The organism is Gelidibacter gilvus (genome assembly GCF_004115975.1).
Taxonomy (GTDB): domain Bacteria; phylum Bacteroidota; class Bacteroidia; order Flavobacteriales; family Flavobacteriaceae; genus Gelidibacter; species Gelidibacter gilvus.
This window is the reverse complement of sequence record NZ_SDDZ01000001.1, coordinates 556823-577775: the sequence shown is the minus strand read 5'-3', so window position 1 is coordinate 577775 and position 20953 is coordinate 556823. Positions and strand designations below refer to the sequence as shown.

Below are 20953 nucleotides of genomic sequence, written 5' to 3'. Positions count from 1 at the left end.
TATATCAACTCCAATAAATAGTAATCAATAATCAATTAATTTAAAATTTTAACCAAAAAAAAATTAACACGTAACATTATGAAAAAAACAAATTCGAAACTTTTAGGAACCGCACTTTTATTTGCTTTAATATTTACAACGGCATGTTCAAGTGATGATGACTCTACATCTGACGATACTGGTGGAACTACCTTTGTCTTAGACCGTGAGAATCTTACAGGAGAAATCAATGAAGGTGAAGTCATTTTAGAATCAGGAACATATAAATTAACCGGAAAGTTAATTGTAAACGCCGGTGCGAAACTTACGATTAAAAGTGGCGTTAAAATAGAAGCTACTTCTGCTACAAGTGGTGATTTTTCCGCAGTAAGATACATTGCGGTTGCCCAGAATGGTAAAATAGATGTACAAGGCACTTCTACCAATCCAGTGGTTATGACGGCTGCAACTCATGCTCCAGGCGCTTGGGGTGGACTTGTATTATGCGGAAATGCTCCCATAAATAAAGGTACAACAGCCTCAGCAGAAGTATCCGACTTGACTTACGGAGGTGGCGATGCAAATGACAGCTCAGGATCTCTAAAATATTTAAGAATAGAATACTCCGGTTTTGCTTACAATTCAGAAAAAGAATTCAATGGGCTCTCACTTTTCGGCGTGGGTAGTGGTACAACCATAGAATATGTTCAAGTTCATGAAGGTTCAGATGATGGGTTTGAGTTTTTTGGGGGTACAGCTCAAGCGAAATATTTGGTTGTGAGTAATTTCTCAGAAGCTGTAGGTGACGATTTATTTGACTGGACTGAAGGTTGGTCAGGAACTGGTGAAAACTGGTATGGCATCAGAACAAATGCTGGCAATAGAGGTATTGAAGCAGATAATAACTCTAACAATCATTTGGCGACACCAATCTCCAACCCTACCATCAAAAATCTCACTTTAGTAGGTTTAGGAATGGCTGATACAAGTTCTGAAACACAAGCCATTAAGTTAAGAGTGGGCACTCAAGGGCAATTTGACAATGTGGTATTGAGCAATTGGAAAACAGGTTTTGACGTCCAACATGATGAGAGTGTGGACTATGTCACTGCTGGCACATTAGCTGCCAAGAACGTTAAGTTTGATAATGTCACCACCCAATCGGTAGGAAAAAATACTGAAGGTAAGACAGTGGATGTATCTGGGGTGTATAGCATAAATGAAAATGCTACAGGAGCAGGTAATGGCAGTGCCAAACCTACTTGGGCAAATGGCTGGACCGTAGGCCTCTAATAAAAATGTAAATTAAAATTTGAGTTAGTCTTCAAGTTTCAACAGACCTTTTCAATATTATGAAAGGGTCTTTTTTTATTAATAGATAATTCAGTACAAGTAGATTTGCAATTTCTGAAATTAAAAAAGTATAAAAAAACCGCCGCAATTTAATAATTGAAGCGGTTTTAGTATTTTAATTTGATTCTCTATTTAGTCCACTAAAATCTTTTTGGTAACGTTCCTTAATCCGTCTGAAATATTCATTAAATACATCCCCGATTGTGCATTATCCAATCGGATGACTTCTCTAAAGTTGGCGGTATTTTTAAATCGATTTTCATATACTTTTCGTCCTCTAATATCATAAACAGCTACTTTGATGTCCTGTCCTGAATGCGATTGTAGCTTTACAGTAAAGTCACCATGACTCGGATTTGGAAAAATGGTAAACGCTTCAAAACTACTTTCGGCAACCGATAATGGTTGCGCCAGGCAAAGTTCTAAAGTAAATTCATTTAAGATTCCGCCATCGCCGCTAAAAAGGTCTTTAACTTCCAAAGTCCAGTTTCCTTGTGACATTTCACCATTAATTACGGAAAGATCCTCTTCAGGTCTAAAAGAACCCGTAAAAGGTGCAATCCCATTAATGATAGACGTTGTGGCTTGTTGATCAAAAACGGTATTGGTGTAATCTTTATCAGAATCTTCTCCATTGTTGCTAGACAAAAGAATTCGCGTACCTGCAGGACTGATCAAAACCATCTCTACATCTCTTACCCAATTATGAACAATATTAACTTTGACATTCACGTCGGTTACAGGTAAGTTTTCTGTTATGGGGATAATTGAGTTATACGTATTTGAACCCACGGCTGATATGGTTATTGGCGTATCAGTTGCAGAAATGGCGTCACCACATGTAGAAACTCCTGTAGCAAAAGTATTGACTGCGGACATTGTACCGGCAGAACATCTATTGGAACCTGTAACTCTCCAATAATAAACCGTGCCTAACGCTAAGGTTGTGGCATATGAATTGGATGTTAGCGTCTGAGAATCCACGATATCGCCAAAATTGTTTTGTGTTGAAATCTCTATTAAATAATTCTCCACATTAAAATCGTCTTCCCAGGTAAAATTCACATCACTGTAAAGTCCTTGACCACCATTTGGAGCAATTAACGTTGGAGCTGCAATGATACTGCTGAAAACAGTAAGTGCCACTTGAGAACTAATGGTTTGGCTACCCGACGTTCCCACTGCCGTAATATCATAATCCCCAAGTGGAGCATTACCAACACCAGAAAGCGTCATTGTTACTGCAGTACCATTAACACTTGCAGAAGAAGGACTAAATGTGGCTGTAGTTCCTGCTGGCAAATTCACTGCAGAAAAGCTTGTATTCTGAGTGTATCCACCAAAGGTATTATAGGTAAAACTATAGATTGCACTATCGCCAGGTTGACACACCGTAGCTGAAGTGGTTGTAAAGTTTAAAAGATACGCAACACTTATGATTTCGAAATTGGAAGCATTCACGCTGTAAAATATATTTCCAACACTTTCAACCATAATTCTTGCTTGAGTGGTATTAGTCCCTGCTGGAACCAGAACATCATAGTTCCCATTATTAGGCACGTTTGAAGCCAAGGTATAAGGAAATGTTAAACCACCATTTATAGATAATTTGATGTTGACATTTGTAGTATTTACTGGAGCTACATTGGTGTTGGCAACATCCCAGGTAACAGTTTTTGTCGATCCAATCTCCCAGGTCACATTTGAGGCTTGAGAGGTTAATTTGAACGGTCCTGCAGTACCAACCGTAGTGACCGACATATCATCAACAGCGGTTTGCCCGCCTCGTGCATCATTGTCTCTAACGGTTAAAACATAATTATGAACTCTCCCTACAGAAGCCAATTTTTCCCAGGTTGTGGAATTGCCACCATTGGCAAGGACATCTCGAAATCTAGGGATGTATCTCACAGGATTTGTTGTGCCCTTATAAGAACGCACCATTGGTCCAGTTTCTGTAGTTTCTGTTGGCAAACCGGCAGCTCCCAAATCAAATTGCTCCCAAGTATAGGTATGGGTCAAAGTGCCATTAGGATCTGTAGAGGATGCTGTTAATTTATAGGGTGTAGAAATTGGAATATTATATGATGCCCCAGCCTCCGCCGTAGGAGCTGCATTTCCAGTAACTGATAAAACCCCACAAGTGCTACTGCCAGTGGTAATGTTGGTCCAGATTTGTCGCAAACTAGCTTGATGGAAATAGTCACTACTATTACTTTCAACATTTTGAGACCCACAAATACCAGCATAACTTAAAATGGTAGAACCACTTCCAGGTTCATAAGCCGTCGCGGATGTTCTATTATTTCCTGCACAATTTCCTGCAGAACCGTTAAACGTGTGTGTAGCGCCAAACTGATGTCCAATTTCATGGGACACATAATCAATGGCAAATGGATCTCCTGACGGATTTGGTAAACCCGTTGTTCCCGCGCCTTTATTCGTACCACATACACTTCGTAAATAGGCAGACCCGCCAGAAGCTGTCGTAAAAGAATGTCCGATATCATAATTTTCGGCTCCAATGAGACCATTGATAAGACCCGTAATTGTCGAAACGCTTTCAGTATTGGGGAAAATGCTGTTTCCTGAAGTGGAAATCAAAAGGTCATTATTGGCTACCAAAGTCATCCTGATGGACAGTTCCCGATCATAAATAGCATTGACCCTTGTCATCGTTGTATTAATTGCAGCTAATGCAGATGCTACCGTCCCTCCATGAAAATCAGTATATTCAGTACTTGTACCTACTGCTAATCTATACGTACGTCTTGTACCATCATTGGCATTTCTTGCAGACACAAGGTCCATTTCGATTGGATTTGAAAGACCGTCTTCAATAACACCGCATTCAAAAAAGTTTTGTGCTAGAGGAATGTCGCTTCTTGAAAACACTTCATAAGCCCCATCAGTTGCGTAAGGATTTATGAACTCAGTTCCTTTATCAATTGACATGGTCATGGTATGTAAATTGGATGGAGAGACACTAAAATATATGACTTCAGATGCGTTTTTTAAACTGTAGCCAACATAGGAACGAATATCAGGGTATTTTGCCTGTAATTCTGGATGCATCGCTGAATAAGCCATAATTCTGAAGGTTTCCAAGGCACCATCTGAGTTAGGAAAATCAATGAGTATATTGGATTGAATTCCCGAATCTCTTGCTGGGACATTCTGTAATCTAGATTTCAAACCGTCCATGTCTAACTGATAGTATAACGCTTTTACAGGAGTAGATTTCTGAGGCAGCACGCGCTCCTGAGAAATACTGTTTTTGGTTGTTTTTGTCCAAAGAGATTCTCTTTTTTGCCCATAGGTCATGGAAAAAGTAAAAATCATAATAAAAAACAAACCAGTCTTTAAGTAGCTCTTTCTCATATAATTTAAAGAAATTTAATAATAATTTAGTCGTGTGAAAGTTACATTCAAATTAAAGAAATCACAAAACAAACTGTTAATGTTTTCAAGAGTCCACGTGGAATGTATCATTATAAAACCTTTATTCTAATACATTCCTACAAAAACCAGCATCATGATCAGTCAAATCAAAATGAATCCATATAAAACAGTCTAAGTTATTCTGAAAAATTAAAACACAATATTTTACAAATTAGAACCTTGCATGCTATCCCTAAAACAAATAGGAAATAAGAGCCAACATCTCCAACTGAATTTTAAAACTTTTGCATGAACAGTCCTTTACTGAAAATGGACGAAACACTCACCAAAAATCAATACTATCACCAAACCACTGTCAAAATGCAACACTCAAGATTCAATTCGCAAATAGTAATTTTTTTTAAACCTTGAAATAGCTATTTTTACAAAAAAATCAATTGAAGGTACTTACAGCAACAGACAGTTCCATTCCGCAAACACCATCGGTAGTTACTATTGGCACCTTTGATGGCGTCCATATTGGACATCAAAAAATCATCAAAAAACTCACAAAAAGAGCATCCGAAGAAAATTTGATTTCTGTTGTGCTCACTTTTTTTCCGCATCCTCGAATGGTTCTGCAGCAAAATCCAAACATTGAACTTCTGAACACCATTTCTGAACGCAAAGAAATCTTATCTGCATTGGGCTTGGACTTTATTTACGTAAAAGAGTTCACTAAGGTTTTTGCAGAACTTTCTGCACGCGATTTTGTCAAAACTATTCTAGTTGACACACTTCATGTCAAACACGTGATCATCGGGTATGACCATCAATTTGGAAAAGACCGAAGTGCCAATATTGACGACTTAAAACGATTTGGAGCAGAATTCGGATTTCAAGTTGAAGAAATTTCTGCTCAAGATGTAGAAGATGTTGCCGTGAGTTCTACAAAAATCAGAAGCGCCCTCAAGTCTGGCGATATCAAAACCGCTAATTCCTTTTTGGGATATCAATATTATATCAATGGCACTGTGGTCAGAGGAAAAGGCTTTGGTAAAAAAATGGAATTTCCTACGGCAAATATAAACGTCCCTGATGCCTATAAACTCATTCCTAAAAACGGCGTTTATGTGGTTTCATCAATGCATGACGGGAAAATAATCTATGGGATGATGAACATAGGCGTCAACCCAACCTTTGACGCCAATAAAAAAACGATTGAAGCCCATTTTTTTGATTTTGACCAAAATCTTTACGATCAAAATTTAAAGATCATTTTCTTGGATCGATTAAGGGATGAACATAAATTTGAATCGGTGGAAGCGCTTATCGCACAATTAAGACAAGATCAAAAAAACGCCCAACAGATTATTGCCGCGCTTAATGCATAAGTTTCTTTTTAGACATATAGACAATAGCCCCCTTATTGTATTCCGGATTATTTTCGGGTTTCTCATTTTTATGGAAAGCATTGGCTCCATCTACACAGGATGGATCCGGCGCACACTTATTGAGCCACAACAAACATTTTCATTTATTGGGTTTGAATGGCTTCAACCCTTGCCAGGAAATGGCATGTATGTTTATTATGCCGTCATGGGACTATGCGGACTTTTGGTCATGGTAGGTTACAAGTATAGATGGAGCATGTTGCTCTTTACCCTACTTTGGACCGGCAGCTATTTGATGCAGAAATCATCGTACAACAACCATTACTACCTCTTGATTTTGTTGAGTGCCATCATGGTTTTTCAACCCGCTCATAAGTATTTATCTATTGACGCACGACTGAATCCAAAAATCAAAATGATTTCAATGCCACGTTGGTGTGCCTTGGTATTTATTTTACAGATGTTTATAGTGTACACCTACGGTGCGGTTGCCAAAATCTATCCAGATTGGTTGGATGCAACAGTGGCTGAAGTTTTGATGAAAGGCAAAAAAGACCTTTTTCTAGTGGGAGAAATACTGCAACAAAAATGGACACATTATGTTATTGCCTATGTTGGTATTTTATTTGACGGATTGATCATTCCATTACTGTTGTGGAAACGTACACGTAAAACTGCGTTTTTTGCGTCTATTTTCTTTCATTTGTTCAATTCTTTTGTGTTTCAGATTGGTATTTTCCCGTACTTATCCCTTGCTTTGGTGCTCTTTTTTTTCCCGACCAAAACCATTCATCGTATTTTTTTAAAACGGAAACCCTTTTACGATCAAGAAGAAGTCATCGTTCCAAAATACCACAAACCTTTTGTCGTCCTATTCGTTATCTACTTTATTATTCAAATTGGATTACCGCTTCGCCATTGGTTTTTTAAGGATGATGTGCTTTGGACAGAAGAAGGCCATCGTTTATCATGGCGAATGATGCTTCGTGCCAAAAGCGGTCGCACGACGTTTAGGGTCATTGATGCTGAAACGAATTTGGAGATCCCGATACAGATTGAAGATTATCTCACCAATAAACAACAACGGACCGTCAGCACCAAACCTGATATTATTTGGCAATTTGCGCAACGTTTAAAAAAGACCTTTGCAGATAAAGGCCGTGACGTAAAAATTTACGCCAATACTTCCGTTCGTGTGAATGGTGGCGAACTAAGACAGCTCATTGATCCTGATGTAGACTTGGGCAGCGTGAAATGGCATCCGTTCAAACACAGCGAATGGCTAAGACCTTCCAAACCGGAAAACGCACCAAAAGAATCAGAAGACAACAATTATTTTGATTGAAGTTCAAACACATCAAACTGACGCTTAAAATTTCCTTATTTTTGACATCAAATTAAAAATTATGTTACAAGTACCATTTATTAGAGATCACCGAGAAAAAGTGATTGAAGGTTTGAAAAAAAGAAACCTTGATGCTGCGCAAATGATTGATGAAGTCATTGCCCTTGATGAAACCCGACGACGCCTACAAACGGAATTGGATAACACCTTGGCAGAGTCCAACAGCTTATCTAAAGAAATAGGAAACCTGTACAAATCTGGGCAAGCGGATAAAGCCAATGCTTTAAAAGAAAAAACTGGAGAGCTTAAAGAAACTTCAAAAACACTTGGAGACGACCTTAATGCGACGGTAGAAGCCTTGAATCAATTGCTCTATAAACTTCCAAACGTACCCAATGACCTTGTCCCAGCTGGCAGTACAGAAGAGGACAATGAAGAGGTGTTCAGAAAAGGAGACATCCCAACATTACACGACAACGCCATCCCGCATTGGGAATTGGCCAAGAAATATGATATTATCGATTTTGAGTTGGGCAATAAAATTACTGGGGCAGGATTTCCAGTTTATAAAGGAAAAGGTGCCAAATTACAACGTGCCTTGATCACTTATTTTTTGGATAAAAACATCGCCGCTGGTTACACAGAATATCAATTGCCGCTTTTGGTCAATGCTGCTTCTGGCTTTGGCACAGGTCAATTACCAGATAAAGAAGGCCAGATGTACCATGTTACGGAAGATGATCTTTATTTGATTCCGACAGCAGAAGTACCGGGAACCAATATTTTTAGAGATGAATTACTCAATGCATCCGATTTGCCAATTGCCATTACAGGTTACACCCCGTGTTTTAGACGTGAAGCCGGAAGTTATGGCGCACATGTAAGAGGCCTAAACCGTTTGCATCAGTTTGATAAAGTAGAAATTTTACGTGTGGAGCACCCTGACAACTCCTATAAAGCTTTGGATGGCATGGTAGAACATGTAAAAGAAATCTTGGATGAACTCAAATTGCCTTACCGTATTTTGCGTTTGTGTGGTGGCGATATCGGATTTACCTCAGCACTCACCTATGATTTTGAAGTATTTTCTACAGCACAGGACCGCTGGTTGGAAATTTCATCAGTTTCAAATTTTGAAACCTTTCAGGCCAATCGTTTGAAATTGAGATTTAGAAATTCTGAAGGAAAAAACGAATTGGCACATACACTTAATGGAAGTTCTTTGGCATTACCAAGAGTTTTGGCTGGGATTTTAGAAAATTATCAGACTGAAGATGGGATCAATATCCCTGAAATTTTGATCCCCTATACAGGATTTGACAAAATATAATCTGTAGGATTTTTCTTATTAAATTACGATGAAATGCTAAATATTAACGTTGTTCAACGAATATTTAGCATTTCCTTTTGTTATTGGCTAAAATTAATTCAAGTTAGTATTCCCAAATCGAAATTGAATCGTCATGAAAAATTTTGTACGCATTTTAATAGTGATATCCTTAGTGGTATTGTTAATTAAAGTTTTGTTTTAAAATATAGAGAATCGCTCATAAATACTTTACAATACCAAAGCAGGATATTTGAATCATTTTATAAGTAATGGTTAATAGCACATTTATTTTGATGGTAATGCCTAAACTCACGTTTAGGCATTTTTTTTTATAAAAACATTCACAATACCTACGCCTTTAAGTAGTTATATTTACATAAATTAGTTTCATGAAACAGCTTCTTTATCTCCTCTTTCTCCTTTTAGGATATGTGTCCTTTTCGCAAAGCGATGAAGAACAATTGGCTGCCGAATATTATAAACGCGGCGAATTTGAGAAAGCACTCATCTCTTATCAAAAGTTGTATGATTCGCAACCAAATAATTACAACTACATTTTCCATTTGATCAAAACCCATCAGGAACTGGAACAGTTTGCTCTTGCAGAGTCGCTTATCGAATCAAAAATAGCCATGTATCGCAATCCGTCATTAATGATCGAATTGGGATACAATTATCAGTTACAGGATAATATGATTAAGGCCAACGCATGTTATGAGGAAGCACTTTTAAAACTTGAAGAACGGCCAGATTACGCCCCCTTAATTGGTAGGCAATTTGAGCAACATTCTTTATTGGATTATGCCATCAAAACCTACAAAAAAGCGATGGCACTTGATCCAAAATTAAACTATAACAGAGAATTGGCAACTGTGTATGGCGAACAAGGCAATATTGAAATGCTCTTTACCAACTACATCGCCTATATAGAAGCCAAACCAGAGTTTCTGAACAGCGCAAAAAGGGAGTTCAGCGATTTTATTTCAGAAAACAGGGACAACGAGAACAATATGCTTTTAAGAAAGCTCTTGCTCAAAAAAATCCAAATCCAGCCGGATACCTATTGGTATGAAATGCTAAGTTGGTTATTTATTCAGGAGAAAGCTTATGACAAGGCTTTCACTCAAGAAAAAGCCTTGTACATGCGTGAACGCGAAAGCTTAAATCGCATAATTGAATTGGCTTTAACGGCACTCAGCGAAAAAGAAAATGATGTGGCTAAGGAGATTTTCAATTATGTTTTGGAAAACACACAAAACATTGGCACCATCCTGACCGCCAACCAATACCTTTTGGATATTGAAACCAGCACTGCCACAGCAAAAGATTTTCCTAAAATTGAAGAAAAATACAAACAGCTTTTTGCTACTTATGGTATCTCTGAACAAACCCTAAATCTTCAAATAGCTTATGGTAATTTTCTCGCTTTTTATTTAAACAGATCTGACGACGCCAGTAACTTTTTAAAGGAAAGTTTAAAACTCAATATTTCAGCCTTTCAACAAGCCACGGTCAAAATGAAGTTGGCCGATATTTTAGTATTTCAGGAAAAATTCAATGAAGGCCTTATTTATTATACCCAAATCCAAGCCAATGTAAAAAATAGTGTTCTTGCCCAGGAAGCCCGATTTAAAGTGGCGAAAACAAGTTATTATAAAGGCGATTTTGAATGGGCCGAATCCCAATTGAAAATATTGAAAGCGTCCACCTCACAACTTATCGCCAATGACGCCTTAGATCTAAAACTGCTGATTTCTGATAATAAATACGAAGACTCACTTCATGTGGCCTTAAAACTTTATGCCAAATCAGATTTGATGGCCTTCCAAAACAAAACGGATGAAGCCATATCGCTTCTAGATAAGGTTTTGACTGAACATAAAGGTGAAAGCATTGAAGACCAAACACTTTATAAACAAGCAGAACTCTTTGTGCAGAAGAAAGAATATGATAAGGCCGTGAGTAATTACCAAGCTATTATAACCCATTACAGCGATGGTATTTTAGCAGATGACGCCTATTACTATCTCGCCGAATTATACAACAACGTCCTTTCAGAACCTGAAAAAGCAAAAGCATTATATGAAAAAATCATCTTTAACCATCAAGACAGTATCTATTTTGTAGAAGCACGCAAGAAGTTTAGAATGTTGCGTGGGGATGCGATAAATTAACTTGGGACAATAAAATTTCTATTAGTACATTACCTTAGCAGAATTCCAAAATAAAATAATTGTATTTTTGATATATGAGTCTAATTGAAAAAAATATTGATAAAATAGTAGCACTGTGTAAAAAATATAAAGTGTCTCAATTATTTGTGTTCGGATCTATACTGAATGATAATTTCAAAAGTACAAGCGATATTGATTTATTAGTTGATTTCTCTGACGTTGAGCTCTACAACTATGCCGACAACTATTTCGATTTTAAAATTTCTTTGGAAAAATTACTTAAAAGAAAAATAGACCTTCTCGAAAATAAATCCATTAACAATCCTTATTTAAGGAAATCCATCGATTCCTCTAAACAAATGATTTATGGATAACACTATCAAAACTTGGCTTTTTGACATTTTAAAAGCGATTGAAGAGATTGAAATTCACCCATCTGTCGGGAAACATGTTGCTTAAAACTTTAAATTTTATTTAATTATGATCATATACAACGTCACCTCAAATATAGATGCCAGCATCCACGACCAGTGGCTTGCTTGGATCCAGGAACACATTCCCCACGTTTTGGCCACAGGCCATTTTACGGAAGCAAAACTCACCAAAGTTTTAGTAGAAGATCAGGCAGGAAGTTTCACTTACTCCGTTCAGTACCGAGCGAAATCCCGTGAAGCCCTTGTCAACTACTATAATAACAACGCCGATAAACTACGTCAAGAAGGTTTAAAAATGTTTGGCGACAAAGTTTTGGCATTCCGGACGGAATTGGAAGTCATTGATGAGTACAGCATAAAGTTTAGCTGATTTAAGAGAAAAAGCGTAGGCAGCCTGCGCCGTTAAAAGTTTTTCTGCAAGGTGGCAACATAGTTCTATGCCTCAGAGAATCTCTGCGCGAGGGAAGAAAAATAGTTCAATCGTCCCATCTCCAAAAATATTCTCACTAACTTCGCAGCTCAAGTGCCATAAGCTTCTAACCTTTCAAAACATCCATAAATCTGTGTCAAAAGAGCATCAAGTCAGAGCCAAAAAACATCTCGGTCAGCATTTTCTAACCGATGAAAGCATTGCTGAGAAAATTGCGAATTCCCTTTCCTATAAAGGGTACAAGCACCTGTTGGAAATTGGTCCAGGCATGGGGGTTTTGACCAAATATTTGTTAAAAAAAGACATTATCACGCATGTTATCGAAATCGATAGGGAGTCAGTAGAATATCTCAAGAATAATTATCTAAATCTTGCCGATCGGATCATTGAAAAAGATTTTTTAAAATATAATCTCACCGAAGTTTTTGAAGAGCAGCCTTTTGCCATCATCGGGAATTTCCCTTATAATATTTCATCCCAAATCCTATTCAAGACTTTAGAGATGCGCCATCAAATTCCAGAATTTTCCGGGATGTTCCAAAAGGAAGTGGCACTTCGGATCTGTTCTAAGGAAGGCAGTAAAGTATATGGCATCCTTTCGGTATTGACGCAGGCTTTTTATGACGCTGAATACTTATTTACCGTGCCGCCTTCGGTATTTAATCCACCACCAAAAGTAGATTCTGGGGTGCTATTGTTGACCCGAAAGGAAAACTTCAAACTTCCATGCGATGAAAAACTTTTTTTTAGAGTGGTCAAAACAGGTTTTCAACAACGTCGAAAAACACTTCGGAACAGTTTAAACTCGTTCGATTTATCTGATAATTTAAAATCAAATCTTATCTTTGACAAACGCCCAGAACAATTAAGCGTACAACAGTTTATAGCACTTACTCAGCTGATAGAAAAAGATCACTAATTCTTAAAAACACACCATTTGCAAGACAAAAGAGAGAACATACAATTTGAGCTAACCGACGAACTTATTGAACAAGTCCAGCAACTTATCAAAACCAAAAATGATGAGGAACTTAGCCGACTTTTAAATGAATTCCATTACGCTGATATTGCTGAAATTCTGGATGAAGTTAATCTGGAAGAGGCCATGTATGTGATCAAACTTTTGGATTCTGAGACCACATCAGAGGTCTTGATGGAGCTGGATGAAGACAATCGTCAGAAAGTGTTGCGCAATCTATCATCCAAGGAAATTGCCGAAGAAGTTGAAGAGCTAGACACCGATGATGCGGCAGACATTATTTCCGAACTTTCTGCAGAACGCCAGCGCGAAGTCATCCATCATATTGAGGACGCAGCTCACAAAGCTGAAATCACCGAATTATTAACCTACGGCGAGGATACTGCTGGAGGACTCATGGCCAAAGAGTTGGTCAAAGTTTATGAAACATGGACCGTTGCCGGATGTTTGCGCCGTATTAGAGGACAAGCTAAAGATGTCACCAGGGTTCATTCCATTTATGTAGTCAACAAACAAAATAAGCTTATTGGCCGTTTATCTTTAAAAGATTTAATTATTGCCAAAAGTGATGAGAAAATTGCCGACATCTACATCAAAAACGTCGATTATGTCAAAGTGGACGAAGATCCGGAGGAAGTGGCAAAGATCATGGCCAAATATGACTTGGAGGCCATTCCGGTAGTTGATGACAATATGGTTTTATTGGGACGTATTACGATTGACGATATTGTAGACGTCTTGATTGAAGAAGCCGATAAGGATTACCAATTGGCGGCAGGTATCACCACCGATGTTGAAGCCGATGATAGCATCTGGCAATTGACCAGAGCGCGTCTCCCTTGGCTGCTTATTGGTATGTTTGGTGGTATTGGTGCGGCAAGTATTATTAATGGCTTTAGCGATGCTATGTTACAGTTTCCAGCGTTATTACTGTTCATTCCATTGGTTCAGGCAACTGCAGGAAATGTTGGCGTACAATCTTCGGCCATTGTGGTAAAAGGTCTCGCAAATAATACCATTGATGGCAATATTGTAGGAAGACTTTTTAAAGAAATGCTGTTAGGTTTGGTAAACGGACTTGCTATTGCATTTGTAGTATTAATTATCAGTCATTTCGGATTTCATACCACCTATTTAGAATCGTTGACCATTTGTGTGGCTTTAGTGACCGTTATTATTATGGCCGCATTAATTGGAACCTTTATTCCAATCTTCTTGGACAGACGCGGCATTGATGCAGCGGTAGCTACAGGTCCATTTATAACCACAAGCAATGATATTTTTGGAATTTTAACTTACTTTTTAGTGGCTAAATTTATTTTAGGATTTTAAATCATTTTGTAGTATAATTTACCTCAGATAAACTAAAGGAATTCCTTCCATTGGTCAATGAGCTTGTCGAAATAAAGAGAAGGTGGATTTAAACCCAGAAAAGAGTTTAAAGACGGAAGGGTTTTAAATTAGAAATGATTCTTTTCACCTATATGTTTAAGTCAATTTCCTTAATTTTGATACTATAAACTTTTAAAATAAGATTAACCACATTTAACCAAAAAGATTCCTGCCTGCGCAGGAATATGGCCATGAAGATCCTCCACCTCGATACCAACCATCCCCTACTCATCAAGCAACTCAATGCTTTGGGTTTTGAAAACGATGAAGATTATACCTCATCAAAAGAAGCCATCGAAGCTAAAATCAAAGACTATGATGGTCTGATTATAAGAAGCCGATTCAGTATTGACAAAGCCTTTTTGGATGCTGCCAAAAAACTCAAATTTATAGGTCGCGTAGGTGCCGGATTGGAAAATATTGATGGCGATTATGCAGAGCAAAAAAACGTCCATCTCATCGCAGCACCGGAAGGTAATAGGAATGCCGTGGGCGAACAAACTTTAGGGATGTTGCTCTCTTTATTCAATAAACTCAATAAAGCCGATAGAGAGGTCCGTTCTGGACAATGGCTTCGTGAAGCCAATAGAGGGATTGAATTGGACGGAAAAACCGTTGGTCTTATTGGTTATGGCAATATGGGGAAAGCCTTTGCTAAAAAACTACGCGGATTTGAAGTGGAAGTCCTTTGTTATGACATCAAACCTAAGGTTGGAGATGACAACGCACGTCAAGTGTTGCTCAAAGAGTTTCAAGAGAAAGTGGATGTGGTTAGTTTACATACCCCACAAACCCCACTGACTTTAGGAATGTTCAATGCCGATTTTATCAACGCCTTCTCAAAACCGTTCTGGTTTATTAACACCGCTCGAGGCAAAAGTGTAGTCACCAAAGATTTGGTAGCTGCTTTAAAATCGGGCAAGATTCTTGGCGCTGGCTTAGACGTCTTGGAATATGAAAAATCGTCTTTTGAAGCCCTATTTACCTCTGAAATTCCAGAAGCCTTTCAATACCTCATTAATGCCGAAAATATACTTCTAACGCCACATATTGCCGGCTGGACAGTTGAAAGTAAAGAGAAATTGGCACAAACTATTGTTGATAAAATAAAGACCTTCTCAAGGTCTAATCACAAATAAGAGCAATAAATCAACAAGTTAAAATTCAAATTTGGTGGCGAATCAGTCCTATTGACGTAAGATTTTTACTTCACAACGATGAACATGTCTTTTTCGTAAAACCAAAGTTTTTTTTATTACCTTTAAAGCTCTAACCTTAAAAACATTACAACAAAATGGCTGATAATCAAAATTTAGGCGACGACCTTAACGACATGCTAGACGATACACAAAAGAACACGACGGATTTTACCGACAGCACACAACGAAAGGCTGATGCATTTTCTGAAGACGCAAAAAGAGCTGCCAATTCATTTGAAAACGACGTGAATGCCGCATCAAAAGATGGTAAGAACATTGCGCTCATCGCACACCTTACCTTAATTGGTTGGGTCATTGCCCTTGTGATGAACAATAATACAAAAAGTGAATTTGGTTCATTTTACATTCGACAAGTATTGGGATTAGGTCTTTGTGGCCTTGTTTTAAGCTTTATCCCTGTTTTGGGATGGATCGTAAGCTTAGGAATTCTTGTACTTTGGATCATGAGTTTGATTGGTGCTACAAGCGGTGAGAAAAAACTAACTCCTGTCTTGGGAGAGTATTTTCAGGATTGGTTTAAATCGTTATAACATTATACATTAGAACATTCTAAAAGAGCCAAATCGATGACGATTTGGCTTTTTTTTTATCCCAATCTTCAAGATTCGGGATTTTCACCATTCTCCGCAAACTTCCGTTCCATCTCTGCTTGGAATTCTTCCATTACAGGTTTCACGGTGCTTTCGGGTAAGTCGGCTATTCTAATATACATCAAGCCATCCACAGCGTTGTTGAACAGTGGATCGACGTTAAAGGCAACGACCTTCGCATTTTGTTTGATGTATTTTTTAATAAGGATTGGAAGACGCAACGTACCAGGTTCCAATTCATCAATAATTCGGTCAAATTTCACCAAATCGGCTTCTGTTTCGTCAAAAACAAAATCCTTATCGGCATCTTTTAACTTGACCTTGAATTCCTTCTTAGGATGGACGTATTGCGCAATGTAAGGATCGTAATAATTGGATTTCATAAACTCAATCATCAGCGACTTTGAAAAGTTGGTAAATTTATCGCTAATGGTCACCCCACCAATTAAATACTTATGTTCTGGATAACGCAAGGTGGTGTGTACAATGCCTTTCCATAAAAGAAACAAAGGCATCGGTTTGAGTTGATATTCCTTGATGATAAAAGCGCGGCCCATTTCAATGGATTCGCTCATCATTTTATAAAGCTCAGGTTCAAATCGGAACAAATCTTGAAGATAGAACCCATCAATCCCATAAGCGGCAAATATTTTGGAGCCCAAGCCCATTCTGTAAGCCCCAGCAACCATATTGGTGCTGTTGTCCCACAAAAACATGTGGTGATAATAATTGTCAAACTGATCTAAATCTATGGCTTCATTGGTGCCTTCGCCAACTTCCCTAAAGGTAATTTCACGCAGGCGCCCAATTTCGCGTAGGATGTTGGGAATGCTCGGTGCATCTGAAAAAAACACTTCGTAATTTTTACTTTCCAAAAGTCGGCCGTCATTCTCGCGAAGGTATTCGACTTCCTTCTTCATACTTTCCAGATTAACTGGAGTGACAATATTCTTTATGGATTTACGGACTTTTAAAGTCGATGAAATATTGCTGAGGATGTTTCCCTTCTGATCAAAAGAGTTAGACAGCATATAGGTTTTCTTTCTTAAAAACTCTGAAAACTCTGGAAGTGTAGGATATTCTTTCTGGTCGGCGACAGAAATTGGTCGCCCAATCCGCACCTTAATGACACGACGTTTTTGGGTCAACAATTCTGACGGTAATTTGGCGGTTCGAAAGACATCGCTGATTTTAGAAAGCCTATAAAATAGTTTACTGTTTTTTGCATGAAAATAAATGGGTACTACAGGAACCTCAGCTTTCTGAACAAGCTTCATAGCGGCTTCTTCCCAAGGGCGATCAATCACCAATTTTCCATCTTTATACGTCGACACTTCACCTGCAGGAAAAATCCCCAAGGGATGGCCATCACGCAAATGAGAAATTGCATTCTTAAACCCTGCAATACTTGATTTGGCATCCTTTCGATCTTCAAACGGATTGACGGGCATGATGAAAGGTTTCATCGGTTCAATACGTTGCAAAAGGAAATTAGCAATAATCTTAAAATCCTCACGTTGCTCCAACATCAGTTTTAGCAATAGAATTCCATCAATACCACCTAGCGGATGGTTGGACAAGGTAATATAGGCCCCATCTTTTGGTAAACGTTTCAGATCGTCTTCTGGAATTTCGAATCGAATTTGAAAATCTTCCAAAATAGCATCCAAAAATTCAACATTTTCTAAATGCTTATTTCGATCGTAAACTTTGTTAATCGTAGATATCTTTAGCAACTTCATTAGCAACCAACCACTAAATGTACCCAAAACGCCGTACTTGTCCATACGTATGGCTTTGGCGACTTCTTTTGCATTTACTAATCCTGAATCTTGCTGTTTGGTCATGGCTACAAACCTAATCATTTTTTTTAATAAATTGTCTTTGTGCTTCCTTGCAGAACCACAATTGACGAACAATTATGCCGTAAATGCTATTGTGTGACCAATTGAACAGTTTCCTGTGTTAACTGCTTCAAAAGTATAGTTTTATCCAGCTCCAATTGTGCTATGGAATCGAAATTGTAATGTCGTATTGTATATAAGGATACATTTTCATGACAAGTGATCTTGAATTTCGCCTTTAAATGCTGCATTAAATTTGGCAGATTGTTATACATATTATCCACACATACAGAGAAACTGATGGCCGAGTTTTGAATCACATCAACCTTCATTTTATACAAATGCAAGAGTTTAAAGATCTCACTGATATTTTCTTCTACAATGTATGAAAAATCCAAGGACGACAAGGAAATCAATACCTGATTTTTCTTAACGATAAAACACGGAATCATCGGATCAATCCCAGGGTCTTTTCCAACCATCGTTCCTGGTTGTTCTGGATGCATGAAAGATTTCACAAAAAGAGGAATTTCTTTTTGCTGTAAGGGCTGCAGGGTTTTAGGATGGATTACCGAGGCACCATAGAACGCCAATTCTATCGCTTCACGATAGGAGATTTTATTGAGTAATTGTGAGTTTTCAAAATAACGCGGATCCGCATTTAATACCCCTGGAACATCTTTCCAAATGGTCACGTTCTCAGCATTTAGGCAATATGCAAAAATGGCGGCCGTGTAGTCACTGCCTTCCCTTCCCAACGTAGTTGTAAAATTGTTGTCATCACTCCCTAAAAAACCTTGGGTAATATTTAAAACAGACCTGCTTAATTTATTAGTGATGGCAGTTTGCGTGGCTTCCCAATTAACGTTAGCTCGTCTGTAATAATTATCGGTTTTGATATACTCCCTAACATCCAACCACTTGTTTTTGATACCAACCACATTGAGGTATTCACTTACAATAAGTGTGGACACCAACTCACCATACCCAATCACTTGATCGTAAACAAAATTATAGTCCGGTGATTTATTCCGATCAAAAAAGCTTCGCAATTCATCAAATAAAGAAGTCACTTTTTTAAAAACTGGATGGGTTTCCTCGTGATTAGTGTCAAAAAGATCCAATAAAATAGCATTATGGTATTTTTTTACCTCTTGGAGCGAACTCTGTAATTCGCTTTTATTGTTGAAATAATTATCAAGAACGGTTTCTAACGCATTGGTCGTTTTCCCCATGGCAGAAACAACAATCAGGGTGTTTTCGAAACCAACTTTTCTAAGAACGCGTTCCAAGTTCTTAACACCCAGCGCATCCTTAACAGACGCGCCTCCAAACTTAAATACGTGCATCTTCCAATTTTGCTATATAATTTCTAATCCCGATTTCATTCAAATGCACCACATCCCAATCGCGTTTGACATCAGCACCTTTCTTTTGGTAAAATTCAATCGCAGGTTCATTCCAATCCAAAACTTCCCAACAAATGCGTTTAATGCCCAATTGATTTCCGTGCAGTACAACTTCATCCAGTAACGCAGTTCCCAAGCCGCTGCCACGCATTTTCTTGCTCACAATCAAATCCTCCAAGTGTAAAACCTTGCCTTTCCAAGTGGAATAGCGGCCATAAAACAAGGCAATGCCTTCTATTTGACCTTCAACTTCAGCGACAAAGCAACTAAAAGCAGGCTGTTTTCCAAAACCATCGGTTTGTAAATCTGATACTGAGATTTCTACAGCATCAGGTTCCTCTTCAAAAACCGCCAATTCTGTTATTAATTCGAGTACTCGAGGCATGTCCTGTGAGACTGCCTTTCTTATTTTGAATTCCATGAGTTAAAAATTGTATTCAAATATAACTTAAACGGTGAAAATTAAAATCATTAAGTACGAACGAAAACGATGTAGTTTACTAAAAAAGGCGATATTTGCAGAAACAAATCCAAAAATATTCCATGTACCGTAAACATCAAACCTTAGGTGAATTTATTATTGAAAACCAAGCATCTTTTAAATACTCATCAGGTGAACTCTCTAGCCTCATCAACTCCATTAGACTTGCTGCAAAAGTAGTCAACTACGAGGTCAACAAAGCAGGATTGGTCGATATAATCGGTTCGGCGGGCGACAAGAATATTCAAGGTGAAGATCAGCAGAAGCTGGACGTATATGCCAATGAAAAGTTTATCCAGACCATGACCAATAGAAATATTGTGTGTGGCATTGCAAGTGAAGAAGAGGATGATTTTATTGCCATCAACAGTCAGGATGAGAATAATCAAAACAAATATGTAGTTCTGATTGATCCATTGGATGGTTCGTCAAACATTGATGTGAATGTATCTGTGGGAACCATTTTCTCAATCTACAGACGTGTCACTCCTATTGGAACACCTGTAACGCTTAAAGACTTTCTCCAACCAGGGCACCAACAGGTAGCGGCTGGTTATGTGGTTTATGGCACCTCAACAATGTTGGTGTATACCACTGGCGATGGCGTTAACGGATTTACACTCAATCCTGCCATAGGTACTTTTTATTTATCGCACCCCAATATGCAGTTTCCTGAAGACGGCCGTATTTATTCGGTGAATGAAGGAAATTATATCCACTTTCCACAAGGCGTGAAAAATTATATTAAATATTGCCAAATGGAAGAAGGCGACCGACCTTATACCTCCAGATACATTGGTTCTTTAGTATCTGATTTCCATAGAAACATGATTAAGGGCGGCATTTACATCTATCCAAAAAGCTCTTTAAATTCTAATGGAAAATTACGATTGCTCTATGAATGTAATCCTATGGCATTTCTTGCAGAGCAGGCCAATGGAAAAGCCAGTAATGGGTTTGAGCGTATTTTGGACATCCAACCAACTGAACTTCATGAACGTGTCCCTTTTATCTGCGGAAGTAAAAACATGGTGGAAAAATGTGAGGAGTTTATTCAAAATGCCAATACTAATCCGAAATAGGGAATTACAAAATTTCCATAGCGCTAACAAAATATAAAGTGTGAGCATCCGGGAAATTTATGTCTCATTACGAAATTCCAAAAACGAAGCACCAAATTACAATGAGACAGATTTAAAAAATCTGTGAGAATCCGTG

General features: G+C 38.1%; 16 protein-coding genes. 12 read left to right on the top strand and 4 right to left on the bottom strand.

Annotated features, from left to right (window positions below; all coding sequences use genetic code 11):
• The first annotated feature begins 78 nt into the window (after positions 1 to 78).
• Positions 79 to 1272 (top strand): hypothetical protein, encoded by a 1194-nt coding sequence (locus ESZ48_RS02475; RefSeq protein WP_129015713.1) that lies wholly within the window; start codon positions 79 to 81, stop codon positions 1270 to 1272.
• 192 nt (positions 1273 to 1464) lie between these two features.
• On the opposite strand, the gene ESZ48_RS02470 is transcribed toward ESZ48_RS02475, so the two are convergent.
• Complete coding sequence (locus ESZ48_RS02470; RefSeq protein WP_129015712.1) at positions 1465 to 4713, bottom strand: zinc-dependent metalloprotease; 3249 nt, start codon at positions 4711 to 4713, stop codon at positions 1465 to 1467.
• Between the two features lie 458 nt (positions 4714 to 5171).
• Here ESZ48_RS02470 and ESZ48_RS02465 point away from each other — a divergent pair, with 458 nt between their 5' ends.
• The 10 genes from ESZ48_RS02465 (at position 5172) to ESZ48_RS02420 (ending at position 15941) form a co-directional block, all read left to right on the top strand.
• A complete protein-coding gene (locus tag ESZ48_RS02465; RefSeq protein ID WP_129015711.1) occupies positions 5172 to 6107 on the top strand; it encodes a bifunctional riboflavin kinase/FAD synthetase in 936 nt (311 codons plus the stop codon).
• Positions 6100 to 7452 (top strand): HTTM domain-containing protein, encoded by a 1353-nt coding sequence (locus ESZ48_RS02460; protein WP_129015710.1) that lies wholly within the window; start codon positions 6100 to 6102, stop codon positions 7450 to 7452. The genes ESZ48_RS02465 and ESZ48_RS02460 overlap by 8 nt, the downstream gene beginning before the upstream one ends.
• A 61-nt stretch (positions 7453 to 7513) precedes the next feature.
• Positions 7514 to 8782 carry a serine--tRNA ligase gene (gene serS / locus ESZ48_RS02455; RefSeq protein ID WP_129015709.1) on the top strand — a complete coding sequence of 423 codons (1269 nt, stop codon included), beginning with the start codon at positions 7514 to 7516 and terminating at the stop codon, positions 8780 to 8782.
• A gap of 389 nt (positions 8783 to 9171) precedes the next feature.
• The gene (locus ESZ48_RS02450) at positions 9172 to 10956 is read left to right on the top strand and encodes a tetratricopeptide repeat protein (RefSeq protein WP_129015708.1); all 1785 of its coding nucleotides are present in this window, start codon (positions 9172 to 9174) and stop codon (positions 10954 to 10956) included.
• Positions 10957 to 11030: 74 nt separating this feature from the next.
• Positions 11031 to 11330 (top strand): nucleotidyltransferase family protein, encoded by a 300-nt coding sequence (locus ESZ48_RS02445; RefSeq protein WP_129015707.1) that lies wholly within the window; start codon positions 11031 to 11033, stop codon positions 11328 to 11330.
• 106 nt (positions 11331 to 11436) lie between these two features.
• Positions 11437 to 11760 (top strand): DUF4286 family protein, encoded by a 324-nt coding sequence (locus ESZ48_RS02440; RefSeq protein WP_129015706.1) that lies wholly within the window; start codon positions 11437 to 11439, stop codon positions 11758 to 11760.
• Positions 11761 to 11953: 193 nt separating this feature from the next.
• On the top strand, positions 11954 to 12739 hold the full coding sequence (gene rsmA, locus ESZ48_RS02435; RefSeq protein ID WP_223266333.1) for a 16S rRNA (adenine(1518)-N(6)/adenine(1519)-N(6))-dimethyltransferase RsmA: 786 nt from the start codon (positions 11954 to 11956) through the stop codon (positions 12737 to 12739).
• 18 nt (positions 12740 to 12757) lie between these two features.
• The gene (mgtE, locus tag ESZ48_RS02430) at positions 12758 to 14131 is read left to right on the top strand and encodes a magnesium transporter (RefSeq protein WP_129015704.1); all 1374 of its coding nucleotides are present in this window, start codon (positions 12758 to 12760) and stop codon (positions 14129 to 14131) included.
• 251 nt (positions 14132 to 14382) lie between these two features.
• Positions 14383 to 15330: a 2-hydroxyacid dehydrogenase gene (locus tag ESZ48_RS02425; protein WP_129015703.1), complete on the top strand. Its 948-nt coding sequence runs from the start codon at positions 14383 to 14385 to the stop codon at positions 15328 to 15330.
• Between the two features lie 155 nt (positions 15331 to 15485).
• Positions 15486 to 15941 carry a DUF4870 domain-containing protein gene (locus ESZ48_RS02420; RefSeq protein ID WP_129015702.1) on the top strand — a complete coding sequence of 152 codons (456 nt, stop codon included), beginning with the start codon at positions 15486 to 15488 and terminating at the stop codon, positions 15939 to 15941.
• A gap of 68 nt (positions 15942 to 16009) precedes the next feature.
• Here the strand turns inward: ESZ48_RS02420 and ESZ48_RS02415 are convergent, their stop codons facing one another.
• From ESZ48_RS02415 to ESZ48_RS02405, 3 genes are all read right to left on the bottom strand, one after another.
• Positions 16010 to 17848 carry a GNAT family N-acyltransferase gene (locus tag ESZ48_RS02415; RefSeq protein ID WP_129016053.1) on the bottom strand — a complete coding sequence of 613 codons (1839 nt, stop codon included), beginning with the start codon at positions 17846 to 17848 and terminating at the stop codon, positions 16010 to 16012.
• A gap of 86 nt (positions 17849 to 17934) precedes the next feature.
• Positions 17935 to 19194, bottom strand: coding sequence for an aspartate kinase (locus ESZ48_RS02410; RefSeq protein WP_129015701.1), 1260 nt, complete (start codon positions 19192 to 19194; stop codon positions 17935 to 17937).
• Positions 19181 to 19675 (bottom strand): GNAT family N-acetyltransferase, encoded by a 495-nt coding sequence (locus ESZ48_RS02405; protein WP_129015700.1) that lies wholly within the window; start codon positions 19673 to 19675, stop codon positions 19181 to 19183. The genes ESZ48_RS02410 and ESZ48_RS02405 overlap by 14 nt, the downstream gene beginning before the upstream one ends.
• A 122-nt stretch (positions 19676 to 19797) precedes the next feature.
• Between ESZ48_RS02405 and fbp the strand changes: the two genes are divergently transcribed.
• On the top strand, positions 19798 to 20817 hold the full coding sequence (fbp, locus tag ESZ48_RS02400) for a class 1 fructose-bisphosphatase (RefSeq protein ID WP_129016052.1): 1020 nt from the start codon (positions 19798 to 19800) through the stop codon (positions 20815 to 20817).
• Positions 20818 to 20953: the final 136 nt, after the last annotated feature.